At 70.8% G+C, this 21,134-nt stretch carries 18 protein-coding genes; 11 read left to right on the plus strand and 7 right to left on the minus strand.

Features of this window, described 5'->3' with window-relative positions; genetic code table 11:
* The 5 genes from HF577_RS13675 to HF577_RS13695 form a co-directional block, all read left to right on the plus strand.
* The coding region (locus tag HF577_RS13675) for an ATP-binding protein (protein ID WP_312859122.1) at positions 1-2,734 on the plus strand (2,734 nt) is incomplete at its 5' end.
* Between the two features lie 614 nt (positions 2,735-3,348).
* A complete protein-coding gene (locus HF577_RS13680) occupies positions 3,349-4,896 on the plus strand; it encodes a long-chain-fatty-acid--CoA ligase (RefSeq protein WP_169396207.1) in 1,548 nt (515 codons plus the stop codon).
* A gap of 45 nt (positions 4,897-4,941) precedes the next feature.
* Entirely contained in the window at positions 4,942-5,958 is a 1,017-nt protein-coding gene (locus tag HF577_RS13685; RefSeq protein WP_169396208.1) for an LLM class flavin-dependent oxidoreductase, read from the plus strand.
* A 224-nt stretch (positions 5,959-6,182) separates the two neighbouring features.
* Positions 6,183-6,755: a TetR/AcrR family transcriptional regulator gene (locus HF577_RS13690; RefSeq protein WP_211174235.1), complete on the plus strand. Its 573-nt coding sequence runs from the start codon at positions 6,183-6,185 to the stop codon at positions 6,753-6,755.
* Positions 6,756-6,891: 136 nt separating this feature from the next.
* The gene (locus HF577_RS13695) at positions 6,892-7,317 is read left to right on the plus strand and encodes a pyridoxamine 5'-phosphate oxidase family protein (RefSeq protein ID WP_246266335.1); all 426 of its coding nucleotides are present in this window, start codon (positions 6,892-6,894) and stop codon (positions 7,315-7,317) included.
* A 33-nt stretch (positions 7,318-7,350) separates the two neighbouring features.
* Here HF577_RS13695 and HF577_RS13700 read toward each other — a convergent pair whose 3' ends face one another.
* From HF577_RS13700 to HF577_RS13710, 3 genes are all read right to left on the minus strand, one after another.
* Complete coding sequence (locus HF577_RS13700) at positions 7,351-8,061, minus strand: sulfite exporter TauE/SafE family protein (RefSeq protein WP_169396210.1); 711 nt, start codon at positions 8,059-8,061, stop codon at positions 7,351-7,353.
* A 372-nt stretch (positions 8,062-8,433) separates the two neighbouring features.
* Positions 8,434-8,751: a S1 domain-containing protein gene (locus HF577_RS13705; protein WP_169396211.1), complete on the minus strand. Its 318-nt coding sequence runs from the start codon at positions 8,749-8,751 to the stop codon at positions 8,434-8,436.
* Positions 8,752-8,790: 39 nt separating this feature from the next.
* A complete protein-coding gene (locus tag HF577_RS13710; RefSeq protein ID WP_246266336.1) occupies positions 8,791-9,387 on the minus strand; it encodes a cadmium resistance transporter in 597 nt (198 codons plus the stop codon).
* A 148-nt stretch (positions 9,388-9,535) separates the two neighbouring features.
* On the opposite strand from HF577_RS13710, the gene HF577_RS13715 reads away from it, so the two are divergent.
* The gene (locus HF577_RS13715) at positions 9,536-10,525 is read left to right on the plus strand and encodes a quinone oxidoreductase family protein (RefSeq protein WP_169396213.1); all 990 of its coding nucleotides are present in this window, start codon (positions 9,536-9,538) and stop codon (positions 10,523-10,525) included.
* A 75-nt stretch (positions 10,526-10,600) separates the two neighbouring features.
* Positions 10,601-11,221: a CGNR zinc finger domain-containing protein gene (locus HF577_RS13720; protein WP_169396214.1), complete on the plus strand. Its 621-nt coding sequence runs from the start codon at positions 10,601-10,603 to the stop codon at positions 11,219-11,221.
* On the opposite strand, the gene HF577_RS13725 is transcribed toward HF577_RS13720, so the two are convergent.
* Positions 11,211-12,317 carry a zinc-binding dehydrogenase gene (locus tag HF577_RS13725; RefSeq protein WP_211174237.1) on the minus strand — a complete coding sequence of 369 codons (1,107 nt, stop codon included), beginning with the start codon at positions 12,315-12,317 and terminating at the stop codon, positions 11,211-11,213. The genes HF577_RS13720 and HF577_RS13725 overlap by 11 nt on opposite strands.
* A gap of 120 nt (positions 12,318-12,437) precedes the next feature.
* Positions 12,438-12,983 (minus strand): sigma-70 family RNA polymerase sigma factor, encoded by a 546-nt coding sequence (locus HF577_RS13730; RefSeq protein WP_169396215.1) that lies wholly within the window; start codon positions 12,981-12,983, stop codon positions 12,438-12,440.
* Between the two features lie 839 nt (positions 12,984-13,822).
* Here HF577_RS13730 and abc-f point away from each other — a divergent pair.
* The 3 genes from abc-f (at position 13,823) to HF577_RS13745 (ending at position 17,627) form a co-directional block, all read left to right on the plus strand.
* Positions 13,823-15,451, plus strand: coding sequence for a ribosomal protection-like ABC-F family protein (abc-f, locus tag HF577_RS13735; protein ID WP_169396216.1), 1,629 nt, complete (start codon positions 13,823-13,825; stop codon positions 15,449-15,451).
* 72 nt (positions 15,452-15,523) lie between these two features.
* Complete coding sequence (locus HF577_RS39720; RefSeq protein WP_169396217.1) at positions 15,524-16,558, plus strand: helix-turn-helix domain-containing protein; 1,035 nt, start codon at positions 15,524-15,526, stop codon at positions 16,556-16,558.
* A gap of 97 nt (positions 16,559-16,655) precedes the next feature.
* A complete protein-coding gene (locus HF577_RS13745; protein WP_169396218.1) occupies positions 16,656-17,627 on the plus strand; it encodes an alpha/beta hydrolase in 972 nt (323 codons plus the stop codon).
* 7 nt (positions 17,628-17,634) lie between these two features.
* Here the strand turns inward: HF577_RS13745 and HF577_RS13750 are convergent, their stop codons facing one another.
* Positions 17,635-19,008: an FAD-binding oxidoreductase gene (locus HF577_RS13750; RefSeq protein ID WP_169396219.1), complete on the minus strand. Its 1,374-nt coding sequence runs from the start codon at positions 19,006-19,008 to the stop codon at positions 17,635-17,637.
* Between the two features lie 129 nt (positions 19,009-19,137).
* Here HF577_RS13750 and HF577_RS13755 point away from each other — a divergent pair, with 129 nt between their 5' ends.
* Positions 19,138-19,782, plus strand: coding sequence for a TetR/AcrR family transcriptional regulator (locus tag HF577_RS13755; protein WP_312859123.1), 645 nt, complete (start codon positions 19,138-19,140; stop codon positions 19,780-19,782).
* A 34-nt stretch (positions 19,783-19,816) separates the two neighbouring features.
* Here HF577_RS13755 and HF577_RS13760 read toward each other — a convergent pair whose 3' ends face one another.
* Complete coding sequence (locus HF577_RS13760; protein ID WP_211174238.1) at positions 19,817-21,016, minus strand: saccharopine dehydrogenase family protein; 1,200 nt, start codon at positions 21,014-21,016, stop codon at positions 19,817-19,819.
* Positions 21,017-21,134 lie beyond the last annotated feature (118 nt).

Raw genomic sequence — 21,134 nt, forward strand, 5'->3', positions numbered from 1 at the left:
GGTGGGTGGTGTGAGCCTGATCGGCCGCGAGGAGGAGCTTCGCCGGCTCGGGGGGCTCCTGGAGGGGGTCGGCATCGGCGGCGGCGCCGTGCTGCTCCGGGGTGAGGCGGGCATCGGAAAGTCGGCGCTGCTCGCCGAGCTGGCCGAACGAGCATCCGACATGGGCCTGCGGGTGTTGACGACCGTCGGCATCGAGTCGGAGGCGCACCTGCACTTCGCCGGCCTCCACCAGTTGCTGCGGCCCGTCCGCCGGGACATCGACCTGCTCCCGCCGCGCCAGCGTGACGCGCTGCGCGCCGCACTCGGCCTCGACGAGGGCACCGTCGTGGACGTTTTCCTCGTCGCACTGGCCGCACTGGACCTGCTCTCCGAGATTGCCACCCGGAAACCGGTGCTCGTGATCGCCGAGGACGCTCACTGGCTCGACAGCTGCAGCGCAGACGTGATCGCCTTCCTCGGCCGCAGGCTGGCCTCCGAGCCGATCGTGCTGGCTGCGGCGGTGCGCGAGGACGTGCCGTCCCGATTCGACGACGCCGGGCTGCCGGAGCTCGTCGTCCCGCCGCTCTCGCGCGAGCACGCCGAGACCCTGCTGGACGCGCGCGCCGCCGGGCTCTCCGAGAGCCTGCGGCGACGAGTGCTCGGCGATGCGGCCGGCAACCCGCTCGCGCTGATCGAGCTCCCCGTCGCCGCGCAGGGGACCGACAGGAACGCCGCCCTGACCGAGCACTGGCTCCCGCTGACCGAACGGCTCGAACGGGCCTTCACCGCGCGCGTCGCATCGTTGCCCGAGCTGACCGCGACGGCGCTGCTGGTCGCCGCGCTCGACGATGGCGGCAGCGTGGCCGAGACCGCCCGCGCCGCCCAGGTGCTGACCGGACGAAAGACCGGTCGTGCGGACCTCGCACCTGCCGTCGTCGCGCGGTTGATCGAGATCGACGGCGACTCGCTCCGGTTCCGCCATCCGCTGATGCGCTCGGCGATTCACCAGCTCGCGACTGCTGAGCGGCGGCAGGCAGCGCACGCCGCCCTCGCCGAGGTCCTCGCCGACGCACCGGAGCGCAGCGTCTGGCACCGGGCCGCCGCCACGGACCCGCCGGACGAGGAGGTGGCCACCGAGCTCGAGACCGTCGCGCAGGAATCGCTGCGCCGCGGAGCCGTCACCGGCGCCGTCACCGCCCTCGAGCACGCCGCCCGGCTCAGCGCCGTCCCCGACCTCCGCGCGGACCGGCTGCTCCGCGCGGCAGACCTGGCGGTCGAACTCGGCAGTCAGAACCTCGTGGACCGGCTGCTGGGCGCCGCCTCCCGGCTGGACCTCTCGCCCCAACAGCGCGCCCGCCTGGCCTGGACGCGGGCCAGCCTGGAGGACGGTCTCCGCGACGGCACCACCGACGCACTCGCCCTCGTCCGGTTGGCCGAGTCCATGGTGACCGACGGCCACGTCGACACGGCAATCCGGATCCTGTGGAGCGCGGCGCTGCGCTGCTTCTGGACCGAGCCGGACAGCGAGGCCCGCGACCGCATTGTCGCCGTGGCCGAGCGGCTCCCCATCGACGAGCTCGATCCCCGGATCCTGGCGATCCTGGCTTACGCGGCGCCGATCGAGCGAGGCACGGTGGTCATCGACCGGTCTCGCCGCCTCGCCGCTGGGTCGATGCTCGACGCCCAGGCCGAACGCCTGCTCGGCAGCGCCGCGGTGCTGGTCGGCGCCTTCGACTTTGCGCAGGGCCGGTCCGCCGCCTCGGTCGCGGGCCTGCGCGCGGAAGGACGGCTGCAGCTGCTCGCCCGTGCACTCGCGGCCCAGGCCTGGAGCGCCGCGCACCTCGTCGACCTGAACACCGCGATTCCAGCTGCGGAGGAGGCGGGAGAGCTGGCCCGGGAGACGGGCCAGCCGTACCTGCACGCGCTCGTCCAGGCCACGCAGGCCAAGATCGCCGCTCTCCGAGGCGACGGGGACTCCGCGGAAGAGTTGGCGGCCGCCGCCGTCAGGACGGGGATCTCGGTCGGCGCCCGCCCGGTGCTGGCCACGGCGCAGAACGCCCGTGCGCTGGCAGCTCTGGCCGCTGGGGAGTTCAGTGAGGCCTTCGCCCGGTTCTCCCGCTTGTACGACGTCGCCGACCCCTCGTTTCAGCTCGCGCTGCGATGCTGCACCGTGGTCGAGCTCGCCGACGCAGCGGTGCGAAGCGGCGAGCAGGACGCCGCAGCCGGGATCGTGGCCGGTCTCGAACACGCGGCGACGGTGACCACCGCGCCGTCGCTGCATGCGGGACTGCGCCTGGCACGTGCACTGCTGGCCGATGGCGAGCAGGCCGAGTCCCGGTTCGCTCAGGCCCTCCAGGCGGTCCACGCCCAGCCATTCCTCCGCGCGTACACGGAACTCACGTTCGGCGAGTGGCTGCGCCGTCGACGCCGGGTGGCGGAGTCGCGGCCACCGCTGCGCTCGGCGCGTGACGCGTTCGACGCGCTGGGCGCCGTGCCGTGGGGCGAGCGGGCGCGACGCGAGCTGCGGGCCGCGGGCGAGCAGAGTGGAACACGCCGGAGCTCGGCGGTCGACCGGCTCACTCCGCAAGAGCTGCAGATCGCCCAGCTCGCCGCCACGGGGCTGACGAACCGGGAGATCGGGCAGCGGCTGTACGTCTCGCATCGAACCGTCGGTGCGCACCTCTCGCAGGTGTTCCCGAAGCTTCAGATCACCTCGCGGGCCCAGCTGCGCGGCATCCCCGGGCTCGTGGTCTGAGGCCGTCGGTCGGCTGACCCGTCGGCCGCCGTTACGGCAGGTATGCCCGATCTTCGTGGCCATACCTAGGTCGGTTGACCGATGGCGGCGACCGGGGCCCGCAATCAAGCTCTCCAGACGGCCCCAGCGACGGGTTTCGTGATTCGTCTGCGGAAGGAGGTGATGGTGGGGTGCAGGAGGATGCGGTGCCCACATGATCGACCCGGGACGGGAGATGTCTTCGCGGGCAGTCGCACGCTGTCGGAGGGGTCAGCGGTCAGTTGCCTGTGCTCAGTGAAGTTCGGTGTCAGGTCGTGGCGGGGCCGCGCTCCGCACCCGCAGGACGCCGTCGGCGATGTGTGGTCGACGGCCGGCATGCCGGCCGGTGCCGGGATCCCGGACGTGCCGGTGGTGACCGCACTTCCGGGACCTCGCCACCACCGCGCCCTCGACCGTGGAGGCGTCCGGTCCACTCGCCGCGGCTGCTCGCGCTCCCGCTGGACTCCGGCCGGCTCCGCGTGAGATGCACCACCCGTCGCCAGCGATCTTTAGATGTGGAAGATAATCTAAACTTGGGCCGCCTGAGGCGTCCACGAGCGTGCGCGCGCTTTCCGGGAACACATCGAGGGAGAGCCATGTATTTGACGCAAGGTCTTCACCGCGCTGTCCAACGGACTCCAGGGCGGCCGGCGACGATCTTCGGCGATCGGGTGCGGACCTGGGCCGAGTCGGGGGAGCGGGTGGCTCGTCTCGCTGCGGCACTCAAAGCCGTCGGAGTGCAGACCGATGACCGAGTGGGAATCCTCGCCCACAACTCGGACATCTACCATGAGTACTTACTGGCAGTGCCCTGGGCGGACGCGATCATGAACCCGGTGAACACCAGGTGGAGCGTGGCGGAGATCGGCTATTCGCTGCGTGACTGCGACACTCAGGTACTGCTGGTGGACGACGCGTTCACCTCGATCGTCCCTCAGCTCCACGACGTCGTACCGCTGCTGCGGACGGTCATCCACATCGGTTCCGGGCCGGTGCCCGAGGGCGCGTTGAGCATGGAAGCGCTCATCGCGAAGTACGATCCTGTTCCTGATGCGCGTCGTGGTGGCAATGCGTTGGCTGGAATCTTCTACACCGGCGGCACCACCGGACGTTCGAAAGGCGTGATGCTCAGTCACGCCAACATCCTCACGTCGGCATTCGGGATGGAGGCGACCCGGCAGCGGGTGCCGGGCGGCTCACTTTCCGGCGGGCGCGTCTTGCATGTCGCTCCGATGTTCCATATCGCCGGGTGCGCACCCTGGACGGAATCCATGACGTTGGGCCGGACACACGTGTACGTGCCCCGCTTCACTCCTGCCGGGGTGGCGAAAGCAATCGAACAGTACGATGTCACCGACACGCTGCTGGTGCCGACCATGATACAGCTGCTGGTTGATTCCGAGGCCGCCGCGGATGCGGACCTGTCGAGCTTGCAGAGACTGACCTACAGCGCGTCGCCGATATCCGAGTCGGTCCTGCAGCGGGCCATGGATCGGATGCCCACCACGGAGTTCACCCAGGTTTACGCGATGACCGAACTGGGGCCGGTGATCACGGTCCTCTCCCATGAGGACCATGCGGATGCCCGCCTGCGCCGTTCGGTCGGCCGGGCGGCACCCCATTGTGAGGTGCTCGTGGTCGACGAGCAGGACCGGGAACTGCCGCGAGGTGGTATCGGTCAGATCATCTGCCGTGGCGCAAGCGTGATGCGGGGATACTGGGACCTCCTCGCCATGACCGCCGATGTGCTGCGAAATGACTGGATGCACACCGGCGACGCCGGTTACATGGACGAGGAAGGATACGTGTTCATCGTCGACCGGATCAAGGACATGATAATTTCCGGAGGCGAGAACATCTACTCCGCAGAGGTGGAGAACGCGCTCAGCTCACACCCGGCGGTGAAGTCCTGCGCGGTGGTGGGCCTGCCCGACGAGGACTGGGGTGAGCGCGTGCACGCGGTTATCGTGCCGGCTGGTGATGATCGGCCCGATGTCGAGGTACTGCGCGAACACGTCAAGCAGTTCATCGCCGGCTACAAGGCGCCCCGCACTGTGGCATTCGTCGACACGCTGCCCCTGTCCGGCGCCGGCAAGGTCCTCAAGAACGAGCTGCGCGCGCGATACTCGCCACGGGAATCGTAGGAGCCCCCGGGACCCATCTTCCTGCTCTCGAAGTGGAGTTGTCCAGTGAAGCTCGGCACGTCTCTGCGTTTCCTCTTCCCCGTATCCTCGACCACCTTCGCCACATTCCGGGAGATGCTGGATGCGCTGCCTCCGGGCGGCTTCATCGAGCGGCCCATGGGGGCGATCTCGACCGAGACGCAGGCCGCCAACCTGGTCGATGTCGCTGCCGCTGTCCGCGACGCAGATCTCGATATGTTGATCGTCGGGGATCACCATGCCGTGCCACCGACCTATGCGAATTCCTTCTCGCCGATCCCGACCCTGGGACGTCTGATGGCGACGACGGGCTCGATGCCGCTGGGTGCGGTGTTCCTCGCCCCCTTTTATCACCCGATAGTGCTGGCCGAGCAGATCGGGACCTTGGCGGCCTTCGCCCAAGGACCATTGGTCGCGACGTTGGCGCTCGGTGAGAACGAGCGCCAGTTCGCGGCGTTCGGTATGGAAGAGCGCAGCCGTATTGTCCGCCTGGAGGAGACGGTGCGCGCTCTGCGTGGACTGCTTGCCGGGGAGACCACGACGATCGAGGGGCGCTACTGCCAGTTGGACGGCGTCCAGACCGGCCCCTCTCCTCGCGTACCGGTTTCGATCTGGCTGGCGGGTACCGTGCGCGCGGCTGCCGAGCGGGCCGGGCGGCTCGGGGACGGCTGGCTGACGGGACAGAACGTGACCCGCGGCGAGCTCGTGGAACAACTCGATACCTACCGGGAAGCGGCGGCCCGCCACGGTCGCCCGGCTCTCCCGGTTCTGCGCCGTGACATCTATGTGGGCGAATCCGATCGCGAGGCAGAGCGGGTGGTCTCCGAGATTCTTTCCGAAGGTTACCGTGGCGGCAGTCGGGACCAGCTGTTGGTGGGTTCTGCGAGTACGGTCACGGAACAGCTCGAGGACTATCGAGCACTCGGCTTCGACGACGTACTGGTGCGCCACATAGTCGGCGACCATGAGCAGATGATTCAGTCGTTCAAGCGCATCGGTGAGATGATCATGCCTCGTCTTCGCGCTCTCGCGCCTCTTGCGTGATCCTCGAGACTTCCCAGCCGTGCCGGACCAGTCGGGGACGGCGCCCCGGGTCTCGGGCCCACCGCCTGCCTGTGGCGCGGTGACGGCCGGGCGAATCGTGCATCTGGCTGATCCGGACGAGTATCGCCTGCGCCACACGATCACGACAGCGGACCAGGTAGATGATAATCATGATGTATAGCGACGCGAGGAGAGGGGTTCTGATGGGTCGGGTGTCACGGGCCGTGGCGGATCAGCACCGCGAGCAGGTGGTGGCGGCTGCCGCTCGACTGCTCAGGGAACGTGGGCTCGAAGGGGTGAGCGTTGCTGAGATCATGGCTGAGGTGGGACTGACGACTGGCGGCTTCTACCGTCAGTTCGATTCGAAGGACGCCCTGGCCGCCGAAGCCATCGGCGAGGCTTTCAACGAGACGCTGGGAACCATGGCCGGGTTCGTTGATCAGCATCGCGATGATCGCGAGCGTGCTCGCCAGGAGCTCGCCGATTTCTACCTATCGGCCGAGTCTCGGGATTTTCCCGGCTCGAGCTGCCCCTCCACCGCGTTCGGCAGTGATGTGGCCCGGGAGGAACCGACGAGCCCGCTGCGGGCGGCCTACGTGGAAGGGGTACGCCGGTTCATCGAGGTGCTCGCCGGGTTCGATGACGACAACGACGCCGCTGCCGCGCGCCGTGATCACATTCTGACGCTGTGCACTCTCGTCGGGGCCCTCCATCTGGCTCGCGGCACCGCGGGTGACCCGCTGTCCGACGAGATCCTGGACAGTGCACGCGCCTACCTGCTGCGGGCAGGACACTGACGGTCCGGGACGCCGTCGACCCACCCGCATGAGTCACGGCCGCCGCGGGCAGGTCGCCGGGCCAGCGGAATGAGCCGGACGCTGTGGACGTTGCCCCTGGGGTATTTGTCCTCCGAGTCCTGTTCGAGGGGTAGCGATGTCGTTCGCCATGACCGCCCAGGAGCGCCAGGAGTTCCTGGCCGGAGTGCACGTCGGCGTGGTGGCGGTGAACCGCCCCGAGCGGGCCCCGCTCGCCGTGCCGGTCTGGTACGACTACGAACCCGGCGGTGACCTGCTGATCTGGATCGATCGCGGATCGGTGAAGGAACGCCTGTTCCGGGAGGCGGGCCGCTTCAGCATCTGCGCCCAGGTCGAAACGCCGCCCTACAAGTACGTCACGGCCGAGGGTCCGATCGTCGCGCTCGACCAGGCCCCCACCGAGGAGCAGGCTCTCGGCATCGCGAGCCGCTACCTGCCCGGGGACGAGGCTGTGCGCTGGGTGAAGGACAACCTCGGCGCGAGTTCGCTGCTCGTCCGGATGCGCCCCGAGAAGTGGCTGAGCACGGACTACGGCAAGGCCTGAGCGCCACTCGCGCGCCGAAGGTCGATCGAGAGGTCAGCCCGTCACGAGCAAGAGGATGCCGGAGATGATCGCGAACCCGAGCACGAGCGTGCGCATGAGCGGCCCGTCGACACGGCGGTGAACGGTGCGGCTGAGCAGGGCGCCGACGGCGAGGGCGGGCAGGAGCAGGAGCGCCGTTCGGATCTGGTGTGCGTTCACCTTGCTGGTGGCGGCGAGCAGCCCGAGCGAGAGGACTTCGCCGATGACGAAGCAGACCGCGACGGTGGACCGCAGTACCGGCGCCGGCCGGTGCTGATGGACCAGCGCCAGCGGCGGCCCGCCGACACCGGTGGCCGTCTCGGTCACGCCGGTGACCGCACCCACGGCGACCAGCGCCCCCCGGCCCGGCACGAACGACGGAGCGAGTAGCGACACCAGCGCGGCGAGCACGGTGGACCCGCCGATGAGCAGGCTCAGGCCGCCGGTCGACACCGCCGCCAGGACCCACAGGCCGACCGCCGTCCCGGCGACGCGTCCCGCGGTGATCCACCCCGCGCCGCGGAAGTCGATGGCGTGCCGTTCGCGGCAGGCGACGTACACGTTGAGCGGGATCATGAGAACGAGGAGCACCACCGGGAGCAGGTGCGGCTCGATCAGGCCGATCACCGGCGCGACGATCAGCGCGAAACCGAACCCGGTGGCGCCCTGGACGAAGGCGGCGAGGACGACCAGGAACGCCGTGGCCACGAGAAGGTTCGTGGTCACCCGGCGCCCCTCGCTCGGTGTGGCGCACGGCGGCGCCGGCCGGTCGTCATGACGGTGATCCGGACCGGCCGGTGAGGTGGACCGGCTCCCACGCGGGATCCCACGGCGGCACAGGCACACCGACCAGTATGGCTCCGACGTCACCCAGCAGGCACGATGCCGCGATCCCGCCCACCGACCCGTCCCCGCGAGTCGCCCACTTCCCCCGCGCGAGTCGCCCGTTTTGCGTGGCCGAGTCGCCCGCCTGGGTCTCGTGACTGCCGCGAGATCCGGGTTTCGGCCCTTCGCAGGGCGAAGAACCGGATCTCACAACGATCACCGGCTCCGCCTGCGCGGTGTCGTCGGCCGCCGTCGCCTGAGCGCGGGTCGGTGTCAGTCGGGCGGATGCCCGTCCGGCGTGATGGTCACGGCGCTTCGGTAGGCGCTCCCGTCATCCGCGGTGCTGTGGTCAGCGGGAGGTTCGTCGGGCTGTCGGCCCCGCGGGCGGACGCGGACGGCACGGAAGGCGTAGCCGTCCTGCTGCGCGGGCTCCCATTCCAGATCGACGAGCTGCCCCGGCTCGAGGTTGCGGAACCCCGGGACAGCGATGTGGCTGAAATGCGTCCAACACCCGCCGGGGGTCGAAGCGGAGTCGACGATCCCCCACCCCGCCCCGGTGTCCCAGGCCCGGACCGTCCCTTCGGTCGCCATGCCCGTCATCATGGGTGAGCTCCGACTCCTCCCGGAAGCTCAGAGCCCGAACGCCCCGCCCTCGACGAGGATCACGAGTCCGATCCCGATCAGGACGACGGGGAGCAGGATGTGCCCCCACCTGCTCAGGGCGCGAGCGACGAGCGGCCGGGTCGCGAAGAACCGGCCCAGGGCGCACCAGACCGCCACCAGGACGAGGAAGACGACGCCGTAGACGACGAGGCCGCCGTTGCCGGTGGCGGTGAGGACGGGGACGTAGACCCCCATGTTGTCGCCGCCGTTCGCCAGCGTGACCGCGGCGACGGTGAGGATCGACGGGCCGCCCGTGCCGTCGGATGCCGGTTCGTCCTCGGGGTCGTCGCGGTGCCGCCAGGCCTGCCAGGCGGCGCGCATGCCGAACAGGAGTGGCAGCAGACCCAGGTAGGGGATGACCGCGTCCGGAAGCAGGCCGGCCCCGAGGGCTCCCACGATCGACACCGCCAGGATCGCGGCGAAACCGAGGTACTGGCCGATCACCACACGGGTCGCACCCCCGCGGTGGCCTGCGGCGCGCCCGAAGAAGAGCGCCAGGACGAGGACGTCGTCGATGTTGGTGACCGCGAACATCCCTGCTGCCTGGCCGACCAGACCCAGCATCACGCGCTCCTCCGGCTCCTGACGACCCTGCGCACGGTAGCTGCGGGGGTGAGACGTGATGAGTAGCATGCTGGCAGACAGAGATAAAAGCGATACGGTTCTGTCGAATCGATCGCGTGAGCCACCGATGAACGAAGGAGACCAGACGATGCGTGCCGTCCAGTACGACCGTTTCGGTAGCTACGACGTCCTCGAACTCGTGGAGGTGCCTGAGCCGGTCGCCTCCCCCGGGCGGGTGGTCGTCCGCATGACCGTCGCGGGGGTCAACCCGCTGGACGAGACCGTGCGGTCGGGCAAGCTGGCCCCGGCCCTGCACAAGCCGCTGCCGATCCGGCCAGGCGGCTTCGGGGTGGGGGTCGTGCAGGAGCCGGGCGTCGCCGGGCTCGCCGCGGGGACCCGGGTGGTGCTGAGCGGTGGCCGTTACGGCGTGAGCGACGACGGCACCTGGGCCGACCTCGTCGCCGTCGACCCGGCCCACCTGGTCACGGTCCCGGATGCGATCGACGACGTGACGGCCGCGGCGCTCACCACCGGCGCCGGCTATCTCACCGCCTACCTGGCCCTGACCGAGCTGGCCGGTTTCCGGGCGGGCCGGAGCGTCCTCGCTCCCGGGGTGGGAGGCGCGGTCGGCCAGGGTGGGGTCGAGGTCGCCCGCGAACTCGGCGCCTCGCTCGCCATCACCACCGCCACCAGCACGGAGAAGGCCGAACAGGGGCGGGCCGCGGGGTACGAGGTCATCGACCTCACCCGGGAGTCGCTGCGCGACGGCGTCGCCCGGCTCACCGGCGGCACGGGTGTGGACGTGGTCCTGGACGGTGTCGGGGGAGCGGTCACCGGGGAGGCTCTGGGCTCACTGGCCGTCGGCGGCACACTGATCAGCATCGGCTACGCCGGCGGCATGCAGGCCACCGTGAACGTCACCGACCTGATCTGGAAGAACGCCCACATCCACGGGTTCCGCTTCGCCCTCTTCACTGCCGAGCAGGTCACCGCGGCCGACACCACGCTGCTCGACATGCTCGCCCGGGGCGCTCTCCACCCGGTGGTCGCGCGCGTCTTCCCGCTGGAGGAGGCGGCCGCGGCGCAGCGCGACCTTGCCGAAGGCGGACCGTTCGGCCGGGTCCTGCTCGCACTCTGACGCCCCGAATCGGAGAAGAGTCATAATGGTTATGGCTCTGTTCTGGTCTGGCATCGATCTACGAGGGGTGTCCGCATGACGTGGTCGGCAACGGACCGCTACGGGATGGACGCGGCGCCCGGCGGCCTGGCGTTCGTCCAGGACCTGCTCAACACGTTCTCCGCAGGAAAACCGCGGAAGCCGGACTGGCTGGAGGACCTCGGTGCCGCCCAGGTGTGGCTGGACGCCGCACTGTCCGGATGGAGTCGGGCCACCGGGCGACGAGCGCCGGTGGTGGAACTGGACGACCGGGACCGCGAGTCGCTGCACGACTTCCGCGGGAGCCTGCGCCGCATGCTCGCCAGGCAGGGCGACGGAGCATCACCCGGCCCGGGATCGCCGGCGTTCCCCTCCATGGCCGCGTCCATGCGGGTCGACGAGAGCGGCACGATCACCACCGAGGCGGCCGGCACGGGCTGGAGGCGGGTGGCCTCGCTGGCCTTGATCGAGTGCTTCGAGGCGCAGCAGACCGACGCCCTGCGGCGTCTGAAGATCTGCCGCAACGAACGCTGCGCGTGCGCCTTCTTCGACCGTTCCCGCAACAAGACCGGCGTCTGGCACGACGTGCGGGTCTGCGGCAACGCGACGAACCTCCGCGCCTATCGTGCTCGGCAGCGGGCGCAGACCGCCGACCGGCCCGCGCCGGTCACGGAATGATGAGCGCCTTCACCACGCGCTGTGCGGCGACGTCCTCGAGCGCGGTCTGGGCGTCGTCGAGGGCGTACTCCCGGCTGATGAGCTCGGTCCAGGGGAACTGCTGCGCGTAGCGCGCCATCACCCGAACCGCGCGATGGACGTGCCCCACATCGCTGCCCCAGCATCCGCGGATGTCCAGGTGCTTCTGGTTGAGGTCCAGGTGGGGGTTGAAGCCGGCGTCACCGGCGTCGGTGTACTGCCCGACGACGACGTAGCGTCCGGCGTCGCGGGTGAGCCGCATCCCTTCGGGCACCGCCGTCGGCGCTCCCGTCGCCTCGATCGTGACATCCGCTCCGCGTCCCCCGGTCATCTCCCGGATCGTCGCGAGCCGCTCCTGCGGGGTGGTCGAGCCGATGTCGATCACGGCGTCGGCTCCGAATCGGGTCGCCGCGTCCAACCTGAGCTCGGGACCTCCGACGACGATCACCGACCCGGCGCCCCGAAGTTGGGCGAGGACGGCGGCGCACAGACCGACGGGTCCGGCGCCCTGGACGACGACGGTGTCACCGAACGCGATCTCGCCGAGAGTCACCGCGTGCAGCGCGGTGGGCATTCCGCAGCCACCTGCCAGGAAAGCGCGCCAGTGCAACTCGGCAGGCAGGGGGACCACATGCACGCCAGGCCGCAGGTAGATGTACTCCGACCAGCCCCCGAGCAGGCCGTCGTCCGCGGAGAGGGTCACGCCGTAGACCTTCCTTGCCGGGCACCGCGTCGTGGCGTGCCCGACGGTGCAGTACCAGCACCGGCCGCACGTGCCGTACACGTCGAGGAACGTCACGATCTGGCCCACCACCAGCGGCGCCCCTGACACGTCCGTCGGGGGCGGCGCCGATGCGTCCGCCGGACCGATCTCGGCGATCTGACCGACACTGACGTGCCCCGGGATGATCGGGTACGGCACACCGGCGAGCTGGCCCTTCCACAGGTGCGCATCCGTTCCGCAGACCTCGCTGCCGAGCGTCCTCAGCAGTACCCCGCCCGGTTCGGGATCGGGCCGGTCGAACTCACGCAACTCGAGCGGCGCCCCGGGTCCGGGCATCACGACTGCGGAGATCACGATGGTTCCTCTTCACGTCAGGCCCGGCGCCGGGGATATCGGGGTCGCTTCATGCTAGGTCGAGGATCTCGGCGTGCTCGGGATCGGCCCGCCCCGCGGCGTCCAACCAGCCGTGCCGCGTCACGCCACCTTCGCGTCCTGCAGTACGAGCCGTAGGGCGCGGAGCGCGTGGTGGGTACGTGATTTCACGGTGCCGGGGGGAACGCCGAGCCGTCGCGCGGTCTCGGCGATCGAACTGTCCTGGTAGTAGATCGCCACGAGTACGTCGCGGTGTTTGCTGGTGAGTCTGTTGAGGGCGTCGAGCAGCACCCAGCGCTGCAGGATCTGTTCGATCTCGTCGTCCGCGGGGATCGCCTGTAGTACGTGGTCGTTGGATGTGAGCACTGGGCGGCTGGCGTAGGCGCGCCAGGTGTCCGTGACGATGTTGCGGGCGACCGTGAACAGCCAGGCACGCAGGTTGTCCGGGCCGAGATCGATGCGGTCGGCTCGGCGCCAGGCGCGTACCAGTGTTTCTTGCACGACGTCCTCGGCGAGCGCGTGGTCTCGGGTCAGGCGCAGGACGAACGTGAACAAGGGGCCGGCCACGCAGTCGTAGAGCGCTCGGGCGAAGACATCCGCCTCCTTCGGGCCGAGCACTGGTTGTGCCGGGTCCTGGTCGCGACTCATGTTGCGGTGCTCTCCCTTGGTGGTGGTCGAGGTTCGGCCGCGAGGCGAGGCGGTATCGCGGTCCGAGCTCGTCGGATTGCGGATGTGTCGGCGCATGCGTGCGCGGCCGGCTGGACGAGGCCGTTCCGCGGTTGCCCGGAGCAGCGAGTCGGGTCGGGCGGGCGACCCGGTTGCCGGCTCAGGCTCGCCCGGCGGGACTATCGGCGGTATTCGCCTGCTCGTTCGGATTGTGAGCCCCGGATGGTTTCACGGCCCCGGTTCCTCGAGAGCAGATCTGCCCCTTGTGACCGTGGAGCCGTTATTTCCATATGGGCATCGTACGATTCGGATCGTATGGTGCAAAGGTGGTGCTGCCGCTAGTAGTAGCGCTGCCAGGAGACCTTGCACCCGCGACTGCAACACTGCCGCGGAGAAGTGAATTGCGCACCTTCGCCTCCCCCTTCGGTCAGGACCGCCTTCTACTGTCGGCGGGACTGCTCCAGTTCGAAGAGAACGGCGCCCGCGATATCGAACGCAACTGTGCGAGTCCGGGTAGCGCTGATCCCCGGCGGCCTGGGACTCGCTCCTGTGGCACACGTCCGACCGCGCACTGCACCCGGCCTGGTAGCCTCCGGGCAGGTTCAGGTGGACCTGTGCATCGGGCCACACATGATCGTGAAGCGGAGTTCGGCATGACAGGCGGAGAAGGCGACGACATCTCCGGGTGAGCCCGGAGTGTGAGGCCATCGGCACCCGCGCACTGCGCTGTTGGTGTCGGCGGCTTGCCCCTTTTGTCGAGCCTTCCTGCCCGCCGCCAGGTGTGCCTTCTGCGTACCTGCGCCGAACCCGAAAGTCTTTTCATGTCCGACGTCATCGTCTGTTCGAACGTCACCTTCTCCTGGCCTGACGACACCCCGGTCTTCGACAACCTCTCCTTCAGTGTGGGCAGTGGCCGCACCGGTCTGGTCGCACCCAACGGTGCGGGCAAGAGCACGCTGCTCAAGCTGATCGCCGGCGAATACCGGCCCCTCGGCGGATCCGTCTCCGTCGAGGGCGTGCTCGGTTACCTTCCGCAGACGCTTCCGCTGACCGGCGACCTCAGCGTGGCCGAGGTGCTGGGCATCGCCCCGGTGCTGGACGCCCTGCGCGCGATCGAGTCCGGCGACGCCGCCGAGGAGCACTTCACCACTGTCGGCGCCGACTGGGACATCGAGGAACGTGCTCTCGCCGAACTCGACCGGCTCGGTCTCGGCCATGTGGTGCTCGACCGCCGCCTGCGGACGCTCAGCGGCGGGCAGGCCATGTCCCTCGGCCTGGCGGCGCAACTGCTCCACCGGCCCGACGTCCTGCTCCTCGACGAGCCCACGAACAACCTCGACCTCGACGCGCGCCGCAAGCTCTACGGCGTCCTCGAGGACTGGAAAGGCCTGCTGTTCCTGGTCAGCCACGACCGCGCGCTGCTGGACCGGATGGACCGCATCGCCGAGCTCGACCGGGGGGAGATCCGTTTCCACGGCGGGAACTACACCGACTACGAGGAGGCGGTGCGCTCCGCCCGGGAGGTCGCGGAGAGGAACATCCGCACCGCCGAACAGGGTCTGAAGCGGGAGAAGCGGGAGCTGCAGACCGCGCGCGAACGTGCCGCCCGGCGGGCCGGCAACGCGTCGCGCACCATCAAGTCCGCCGGCCTCGCCCGGATCCACGCCGGGAACCACCAGCGCCGGGCGCAGGAGTCGGCCGGAAAGGCCAACGACCTGCACTCGCAGCGGGTCAGCGACGCGAGGGCGAAGCTCGACGAGGCGGGCCTCGCCCTGCGCGACGAGCAGAAGATCGCGCTGGCACTGCCCGGCACCCGGGTTCCCGCCGGGCGGACGGTGTTCGAGGGCAGGGGGATGGAGGTCCGCTACGGCGACCGGGCGATCTTCACGGGGGCCGACCTGACGATCCGGGGCCCGGAGCGGATCGGGCTGCTCGGTCCGAACGGCTCCGGCAAGTCCACGCTGCTCCGTGTCGTCGGCGGTGACCTGGAGCCGGAGAGCGGTGCCGTGCGGCGTGCGGAGGGGCGGGTCGCCCACCTGTCGCAACGGCTGGACCTGCTCGACCCCGACCGCACGGTGGCGGAGAACCTGCGCGCCTTCGCGCCGGAGATGCCGGACGCGGAGCTGATGCACCTGCTGGCCCGGTTCCTGTTCCGGGGATCGCGGATCCGCCTCCCGGCCCGGGTCCTCTCCGGTGGCGAGCGGCTGCGGGCGACGCTCGCCTGCATCCTCTACTCCGAGCCCGCGCCACAACTGCTGCTGCTGGACGAGCCGACCAACAACCTCGACCTGCTCAGCGTGGGACAGTTGGAGAGCGCGCTTGACGGCTACGAGGGCGCACTCGTGGTGGTCAGCCACGACGAACGGTTCCTCTCGCAGATCAGGGTCGACCGCTGGCTCCGGCTGTCCGGGGGGCGGTTGGCCGAGACCGGCGCCCCCGCAGGCGAGTGAGCCGGGCGAGCACCGAGGCCGCACCGGCCGGTGGCCGACCGGCCCGGTGCAGATGTGACGGGAGGAGCCGGAGTGCGTGAGCTCGCCGGGCGGTTGCGTTCCGTGGATCCCGACGCCGGGGCAGCGCTCCAGGTGATCGCTCACTTCGACGCGCTCGTCGACGCGCGCGCCGGTCTGGAGGCGACCGTCCGGGCCGCGGCGGTGCTCGCCGGCTGTCCGGCCGGCATGGCCGATCGCGCACGCCGCCTGCGGATCCGGGTCCTTCCCGACGGGCGGCGGGCCGACGGCGAGCCCACCGGTGCCACCGTGCCGGTGTCGTCCGGCCGCGAGGACGCCGTCGTCTGGCTGGAGCGGTCCGGCGACGGAACCGGCACGGCCCGGATGGAGCTCGACGCGATCCTCGTCGAGCGCCTCGCCACCACGGTCCGGATCGTGCTGGACCGCACCTGGTCGGACGCGCCGGTGGCCGACCCGGCCTCCGTCGAGCTGCTGGTGGACGCCGCCGTCGACGAGAGCGCCCGCGCCCTCGCTGCCCGGCGCCTCGGGCTGCCGGTGGACGGAGTGTTCGTGGTGACGGTCGGCATCGGGGCCGCGCCGGGGCACCGCCGGGCGCTCACGGCGCGGCTCGGCGAGCTCGACGTCACGATCGAACCGGCAGGCCGGCGCGGCGCACCCCACCCGCGATGCTCCGCCGCCGGTCCGCCCGTCGAGCTCCGGGACCTGCCGACGTCCTACCAGCAGGCCCGGCTCGCCCTGCGGTTCACCTGCGCCGCGGACGAACCCGGGCCCGCACATGTCGATGCCGCTGCCCTGGGCGGGATGCTGGCGCTCGCGGAGGGTTGTGACTCACCGGCCGCGGTCGCCGAGACGGCCCTGCTCGACCGCGTCATCTCGGCCCACCCGTGGGCGCTCGACACCCTCACCGCCGTGACGGCCGAGGCCAGCCTCCGAGGTGCGGCGGCCGCCCTCCACGTGCATCACTCCACGGTCCAGGGGCGGGTGGAGCTGCTCGACCGGGCACTGGGTTACCCGGTCGCCACCGCGCTCGGCCGGACCCGGCTCACGGTGGCCCTGGCGCTTCGGCGGCTGCGGAGAAACCGCTGGTAGGGCCGGCAGTCCGCCAGGCGGCGGGGAACAGCCGCCGCGCGACGGCTACGGGCCACGTCGTCCGACCGCCTAGCGTCCGGACGATGAGGAGCAGGACATGACGAAGGTGCACCCGCCGTTCGATCCGGAGGTGGCCGCGGCGCTGGTGGCGGTCAACGGGGCACTACCGTCGTCCATCACCCCGGACCTGATCGGCTTGCTGCGCGAGATGACCGATGCCGGCTACACGATGGGCCTGGACGAGATCCGGCGGCACGTGCATGCCGAAGAGCTGACGGTGCCCGGGCGCGCAGGTGACCCCGACGTGGCGCTGCTCGTCCTGCGCCCGACGGACCGCGACCCGGCGGTGGCTCTCCCCGGCCTGTACTTCATCCACGGTGGCGGGATGGTGGCCGGCAACCACCGCACCGGTATCGACGGGGTGCTGGAGTGGATGGCGGCGATCCCGATGGTGGCGGTCAGCGTCGAGTACCGCCTCGCGCCGGAACACCCGCACCCGGCGCCCGTCGAGGACTGCTACGCCGGCCTGGCGTGGCTCGGCGAGCACGCCGCCGGGCTGGGGATCGACCCCGACCGGATGGTGATCGCCGGGGGCAGCGCCGGAGCGGGCCTTGCCGCCGCCACCGCCCTGGCCGCCCGGGACCGTGGCGGCCCGCGGGTGCGGGGGCAGCTGCTGATGTGCCCGATGATCGACGACCGCGCCCTCACCCCGTCGAGCACCGAGCTCGTCGGCGAAGGCGTCTGGGACAGCGTCTCCAACGCCACCGGATGGTCGTCGCTGCTCGGCCCGGCCGCGGGCGGACCGGACGTCTCGCCGTACGCCGCACCGGCCCGCGCCACCGACCTCTCCGGGCTGCCGTCGGCGTTCATCGAGGCCGGCTCCGTCGAGACCTTCCGCGACGAGTCCGTCGACTACGCGTCCCGCATCTGGCAGGCGGGCGGCCAGGCCGAGCTGCACGTCTGGCCCGGTGGTTGCCACGGCTTCGACGGCGTGGTCCCCGCGGCCCCGATGTCGCGCGAGGCGCGCGCTGCCCGGGTGAACTGGCTACGTCGCGTACTGGCCGAATGAGTGGCCCTCAGCCGCCCGACGCGGGCGGGAGGGGGATGGCGGCGAAGATCCCGTCCGGGTCGAAGCGGGCCTTGGCCGCGCGCAGCCGCGCAGCGTTGGAGCCGTAGGCGTGCGCGATCTGCTCGTCGGCGTCGGAGGCGAGCAGGCCCGCGTAGCCGCCGGGGAGAGCGTGCGGCGCCAGCGCGGCGGAGACCGAGTCGGCCCATGCCACGTGGCGGTGGGCGTCGGCGTCGTCCGGCGCCCACGACGCGATGATCTCGGTCATGAGGTGGTTGCGGCGGATGCCGAACGCGGTGCTGTCGAGGGGCACGCGCGCCGCTGCTCCGTGGAAATGGTGGAGCAGGATGGCGGACATCGGCGAGGTCCGGGCCGCACCGGTCTCGAGGAGTGCCGAGATGACGTCCGGGCTGTAGCCGGCGACGGTGCGCGTGCGGATCGCGTAGTGGCTGCCGGGGATGATGAAGGGCTCCTGCAGCCCCAGGACTTCGCCGTAGGTCAAGGGTGCGACCTGCGACATCAGGGGAGTGCCCAGCCGTTCCAGCTCGGCGATGACGTTCGCGCCCTGCGCCAGGTCGCCGCTCCAGGTCGGGGACAACAGAGCCGTGGGGTTGCCGTCCGGGCCCGACAGGATCCCGCCCTGCACCGTGAGCTCGTCCGTGTCCGTGGCGAGCACCTCGTTCAGGCCGCGCAGCACGCTGTCGGCCTGTTCCCAGGGAAACACGATGAACCCCGCCAGCACCCGGTCGAGCGGGTGCAGCCGCACGCGCAGCGACGTCACGACGCCGAAGTTGCCCCCACCGCCGCGGAGCGCCCAGAACAGCTCCGGCTCGTGCTCGGCATCGGTGGTGACCAACCGCCCGTCGGCGAGGACCACGTCCGCACCGAGCAGGTTGTCCAGCGCCAGGCCGGCCCGGCCGCACAACGGACCGTAGCCGCCCCCGAGCGTCAGGCCGGCCATGCCGACCGCGCCGATACACGCGCCGGTGACGGCCGCCAGGCCGAAGGGGGTGGCGGCACTGGTGACGTCGCGTGCGTTGGCGCCGCCCGCCACGGTGGCGACCCGCGCGTCGGCGTCGATCGTGACGTCCCGCATGAGCGACAGGTCGATGACGAGGCCGTCGGGCCGCAGCGCCCGGCCGGCCCAGTCGTAGCCACCGCTGCGCACCGACAGCGGCAGGCCGTGATCTTGTGCGGACCGGACCGCGGCCTGTACCTCGGCGGGAGTCTCGGGCCGCGCGATCAACGCCGGTTCAGCCGTCACGGCGAAGTTCCAGATCTCCCGGGCCTGGTCGTACGCGGGACCCGAGACGAGGACCCGGTCCGAGCCGAGCTGCCCTGACAGGTCCTTCACGACGGACGTCGCCGACTCGTTCGTGCTCATCGTTCCCCCTTGTGCCGCCGCAGCGGTGTGCCGACGTGACGGCTCCGCCACGTTCACAGTCTTCTTATTGGACTGATCCTATATCAATCAGAGTCAGACTCTGATGAGAAGAGCGGTAAGGTACGGCCCGTGACGCAGTCGACCGGCAGTGCCCGCCCCGGCCGGGTGACTCGCCGGGCGGAGTACGCCGAGACGACCAGACGCGCGATCGTCGCTGCGGCGCGCACGCTCTTCAGCGAGAAGGGCTACTTCGCGACGAAGGTGGACGAGATCGCGGCCACCGCCCGCGTCGCGCCTGCCACGGTCTACGCCGTCACCGGCGGCAAGCAGGGGTTGCTCAGGACGCTCGTCGACGAGTGGTCCGACGCGCCTGTGGTCGCCGAGGCCCGCGCGGAGATCGCGAAGCTCGACGACGCGGAGGAGCTCCTGAGTTTCCTCGCCGCGCTGACCAGGAGCATGCGCCAGGACTACGGCGACATCATGCGCCTCGTCATTGCGGCAGCCCCCCATGACGCCACGGCGGCGGAAGGCCTCGCCACGGGCACGGCCCGCTACCGCGACGGCACCTTGCTCGCGGCACAGCGCCTCGCCGACCTCGGCGCCCTCCGCGACGGGCTGACCGTCGAGGAGGCGTTGGACATCCTGTGGTTCTACTTCGGGTACGCCGGGTTCTTCACCCTGGTCGACGACAACGGGTGGTCCTATCCCAAGGCCGAGGAATGGCTGCGCGACGCCGCCCGTCGAGCGCTCCTCGCCGAGGCCGCCTCGGAATGAGGCGCTCGGCCCGGCGCAGCGGCGGTGACGTTCCTCAGCGGGCGAACGCGGAGAAGGTCAGCACGTCGTTCTCGATCAGCCGGGCGGCGATCTGGACCGGGGCGAGTGCTCCGGGGGTCCACAGTCCACCCGGTGCGTCGGGGAGGTCGTGGAGCACGCAGCGGGCGGCTTCGAGGGCCATCGCGGCGGCCGCGTCGGAGCAAGGGTTGCCCTCCCCGGAGACGGTGGCCGTCATCCGGTGCCCGTCGGCGTCAGTGCCGAGCACCAGGATCTTGAAGGAGGGCGCTCCGCCGACCACCGGACCGGCCTGGTCGATCGCAGGCGCGCCGGCCACCCGAGGTGCCACGATCGCCGCCATCACCGCCGTGATCCCCTCGGCGATCTCCCGTCCCGCGTCTCCCGGACCGGCGAGCATCATCTCGTCGTAGGTGAAGTCCTCGCCCCAGGCGTGCCCCTGCAACGCGTTCGAGCGGTGCAGGTTGGCCTCGTTGATCGGGGCCATCACCCAGGGTGCCGCCCACATCCCCAGCCGGTCGTCGAACTCGGGCCCGGTCGGCCGCGGCTGCTGCGGCCCCCGGAAGCCGCCTGTCAGCAGGAACGGGTCGGCCGCCAGCGCGCCGGTCACGTGGTCGGCCCGCGCCGCATCGGCGGACGCGACGAGGGTGGAGATGGTACCTGCGGTGAACCCGCCGACGTCGGTGAAGGCGATCCGGCCGCTCACCCGGGGGAGCGGGGCGTCCCACCGCTTCCGCGCCTGCGTCTCCAGCACGTGCACGCCCAGTTCGAAGGGCAGTGAGTCGAACCCGCAGGAGAAGACGATCCGGGCGCCGGTACGGCGGGCGTCGGACTCGAAGCGGTCGATCATGTCGCGGACCCAGAGTGGCTCGCCGTTGATGTCGACGTAGTCGGTGCCGCTCGCCGCGCACAGTTCGACCAGCAGCGAGCCGTGCCGGAGGAAGGGGCCGACGGTGCTGAGCACCACGCGGGTGCGCGACACGAGGGCGCGCAGGGACTCGGCGTCGTGGGCGTCGGCGACGAGGAGCGGGGTGTCCGCAGGAGCACCGATCTTCTCGCGCAGGCGGTGCAACGCCTCCAGGTCCCGCCCGGCGAGCGCCCACCGGAGATCCTGGCCGTGGCTCACCAGGCGTTCGGCGACGAGCCGGCCCGTGAACCCGGTGGCTCCCCAGACGACGAGGTCGAGGTCGGCCTGACTGGACGCACCGGCAGCAATCACGCCGAAGAGACTAGTAGTCGCAGGGGGCGCGAATCGGTCAGCGCCTCGGTGGGGAGGGCCCGGAACGGGCGACTCGCGGGTCCGGAGCGGGCGACTCGCGGGTCGGGAACGGGCGACT

The sequence above is a fragment of the Pseudonocardia xinjiangensis genome (assembly GCF_012911925.1).
In the GTDB taxonomy this organism is placed as follows: Bacteria; Actinomycetota; Actinomycetes; order Mycobacteriales; family Pseudonocardiaceae; genus Pseudonocardia; species Pseudonocardia xinjiangensis.

What these genes read in the sequence shown, in the direction of transcription:
- HF577_RS13745 (WP_169396218.1), top strand. Translation starts at nt 16,656, where the DNA reads ATGACGAAGGTGCACCCGCCGTTCGATCCGGAGGTGGCCGCGGCGCTG.
- HF577_RS13750 (WP_169396219.1), bottom strand. Translation starts at nt 19,008, where the DNA reads ATGAGCACGAACGAGTCGGCGACGTCCGTCGTGAAGGACCTGTCAGGG.
- HF577_RS13705 (WP_169396211.1), bottom strand. Translation starts at nt 8,751, where the DNA reads ATGGCGACCGAAGGGACGGTCCGGGCCTGGGACACCGGGGCGGGGTGG.
- HF577_RS13710 (WP_246266336.1), bottom strand. Translation starts at nt 9,387, where the DNA reads ATGCTGGGTCTGGTCGGCCAGGCAGCAGGGATGTTCGCGGTCACCAAC.
- HF577_RS13715 (WP_169396213.1), top strand. Translation starts at nt 9,536, where the DNA reads ATGCGTGCCGTCCAGTACGACCGTTTCGGTAGCTACGACGTCCTCGAA.
- HF577_RS13720 (WP_169396214.1), top strand. Translation starts at nt 10,601, where the DNA reads ATGACGTGGTCGGCAACGGACCGCTACGGGATGGACGCGGCGCCCGGC.
- HF577_RS13680 (WP_169396207.1), top strand. Translation starts at nt 3,349, where the DNA reads ATGTATTTGACGCAAGGTCTTCACCGCGCTGTCCAACGGACTCCAGGG.
- HF577_RS13730 (WP_169396215.1), bottom strand. Translation starts at nt 12,983, where the DNA reads ATGAGTCGCGACCAGGACCCGGCACAACCAGTGCTCGGCCCGAAGGAG.
- HF577_RS13695 (WP_246266335.1), top strand. Translation starts at nt 6,892, where the DNA reads ATGTCGTTCGCCATGACCGCCCAGGAGCGCCAGGAGTTCCTGGCCGGA.
- abc-f (WP_169396216.1), top strand. Translation starts at nt 13,823, where the DNA reads ATGTCCGACGTCATCGTCTGTTCGAACGTCACCTTCTCCTGGCCTGAC.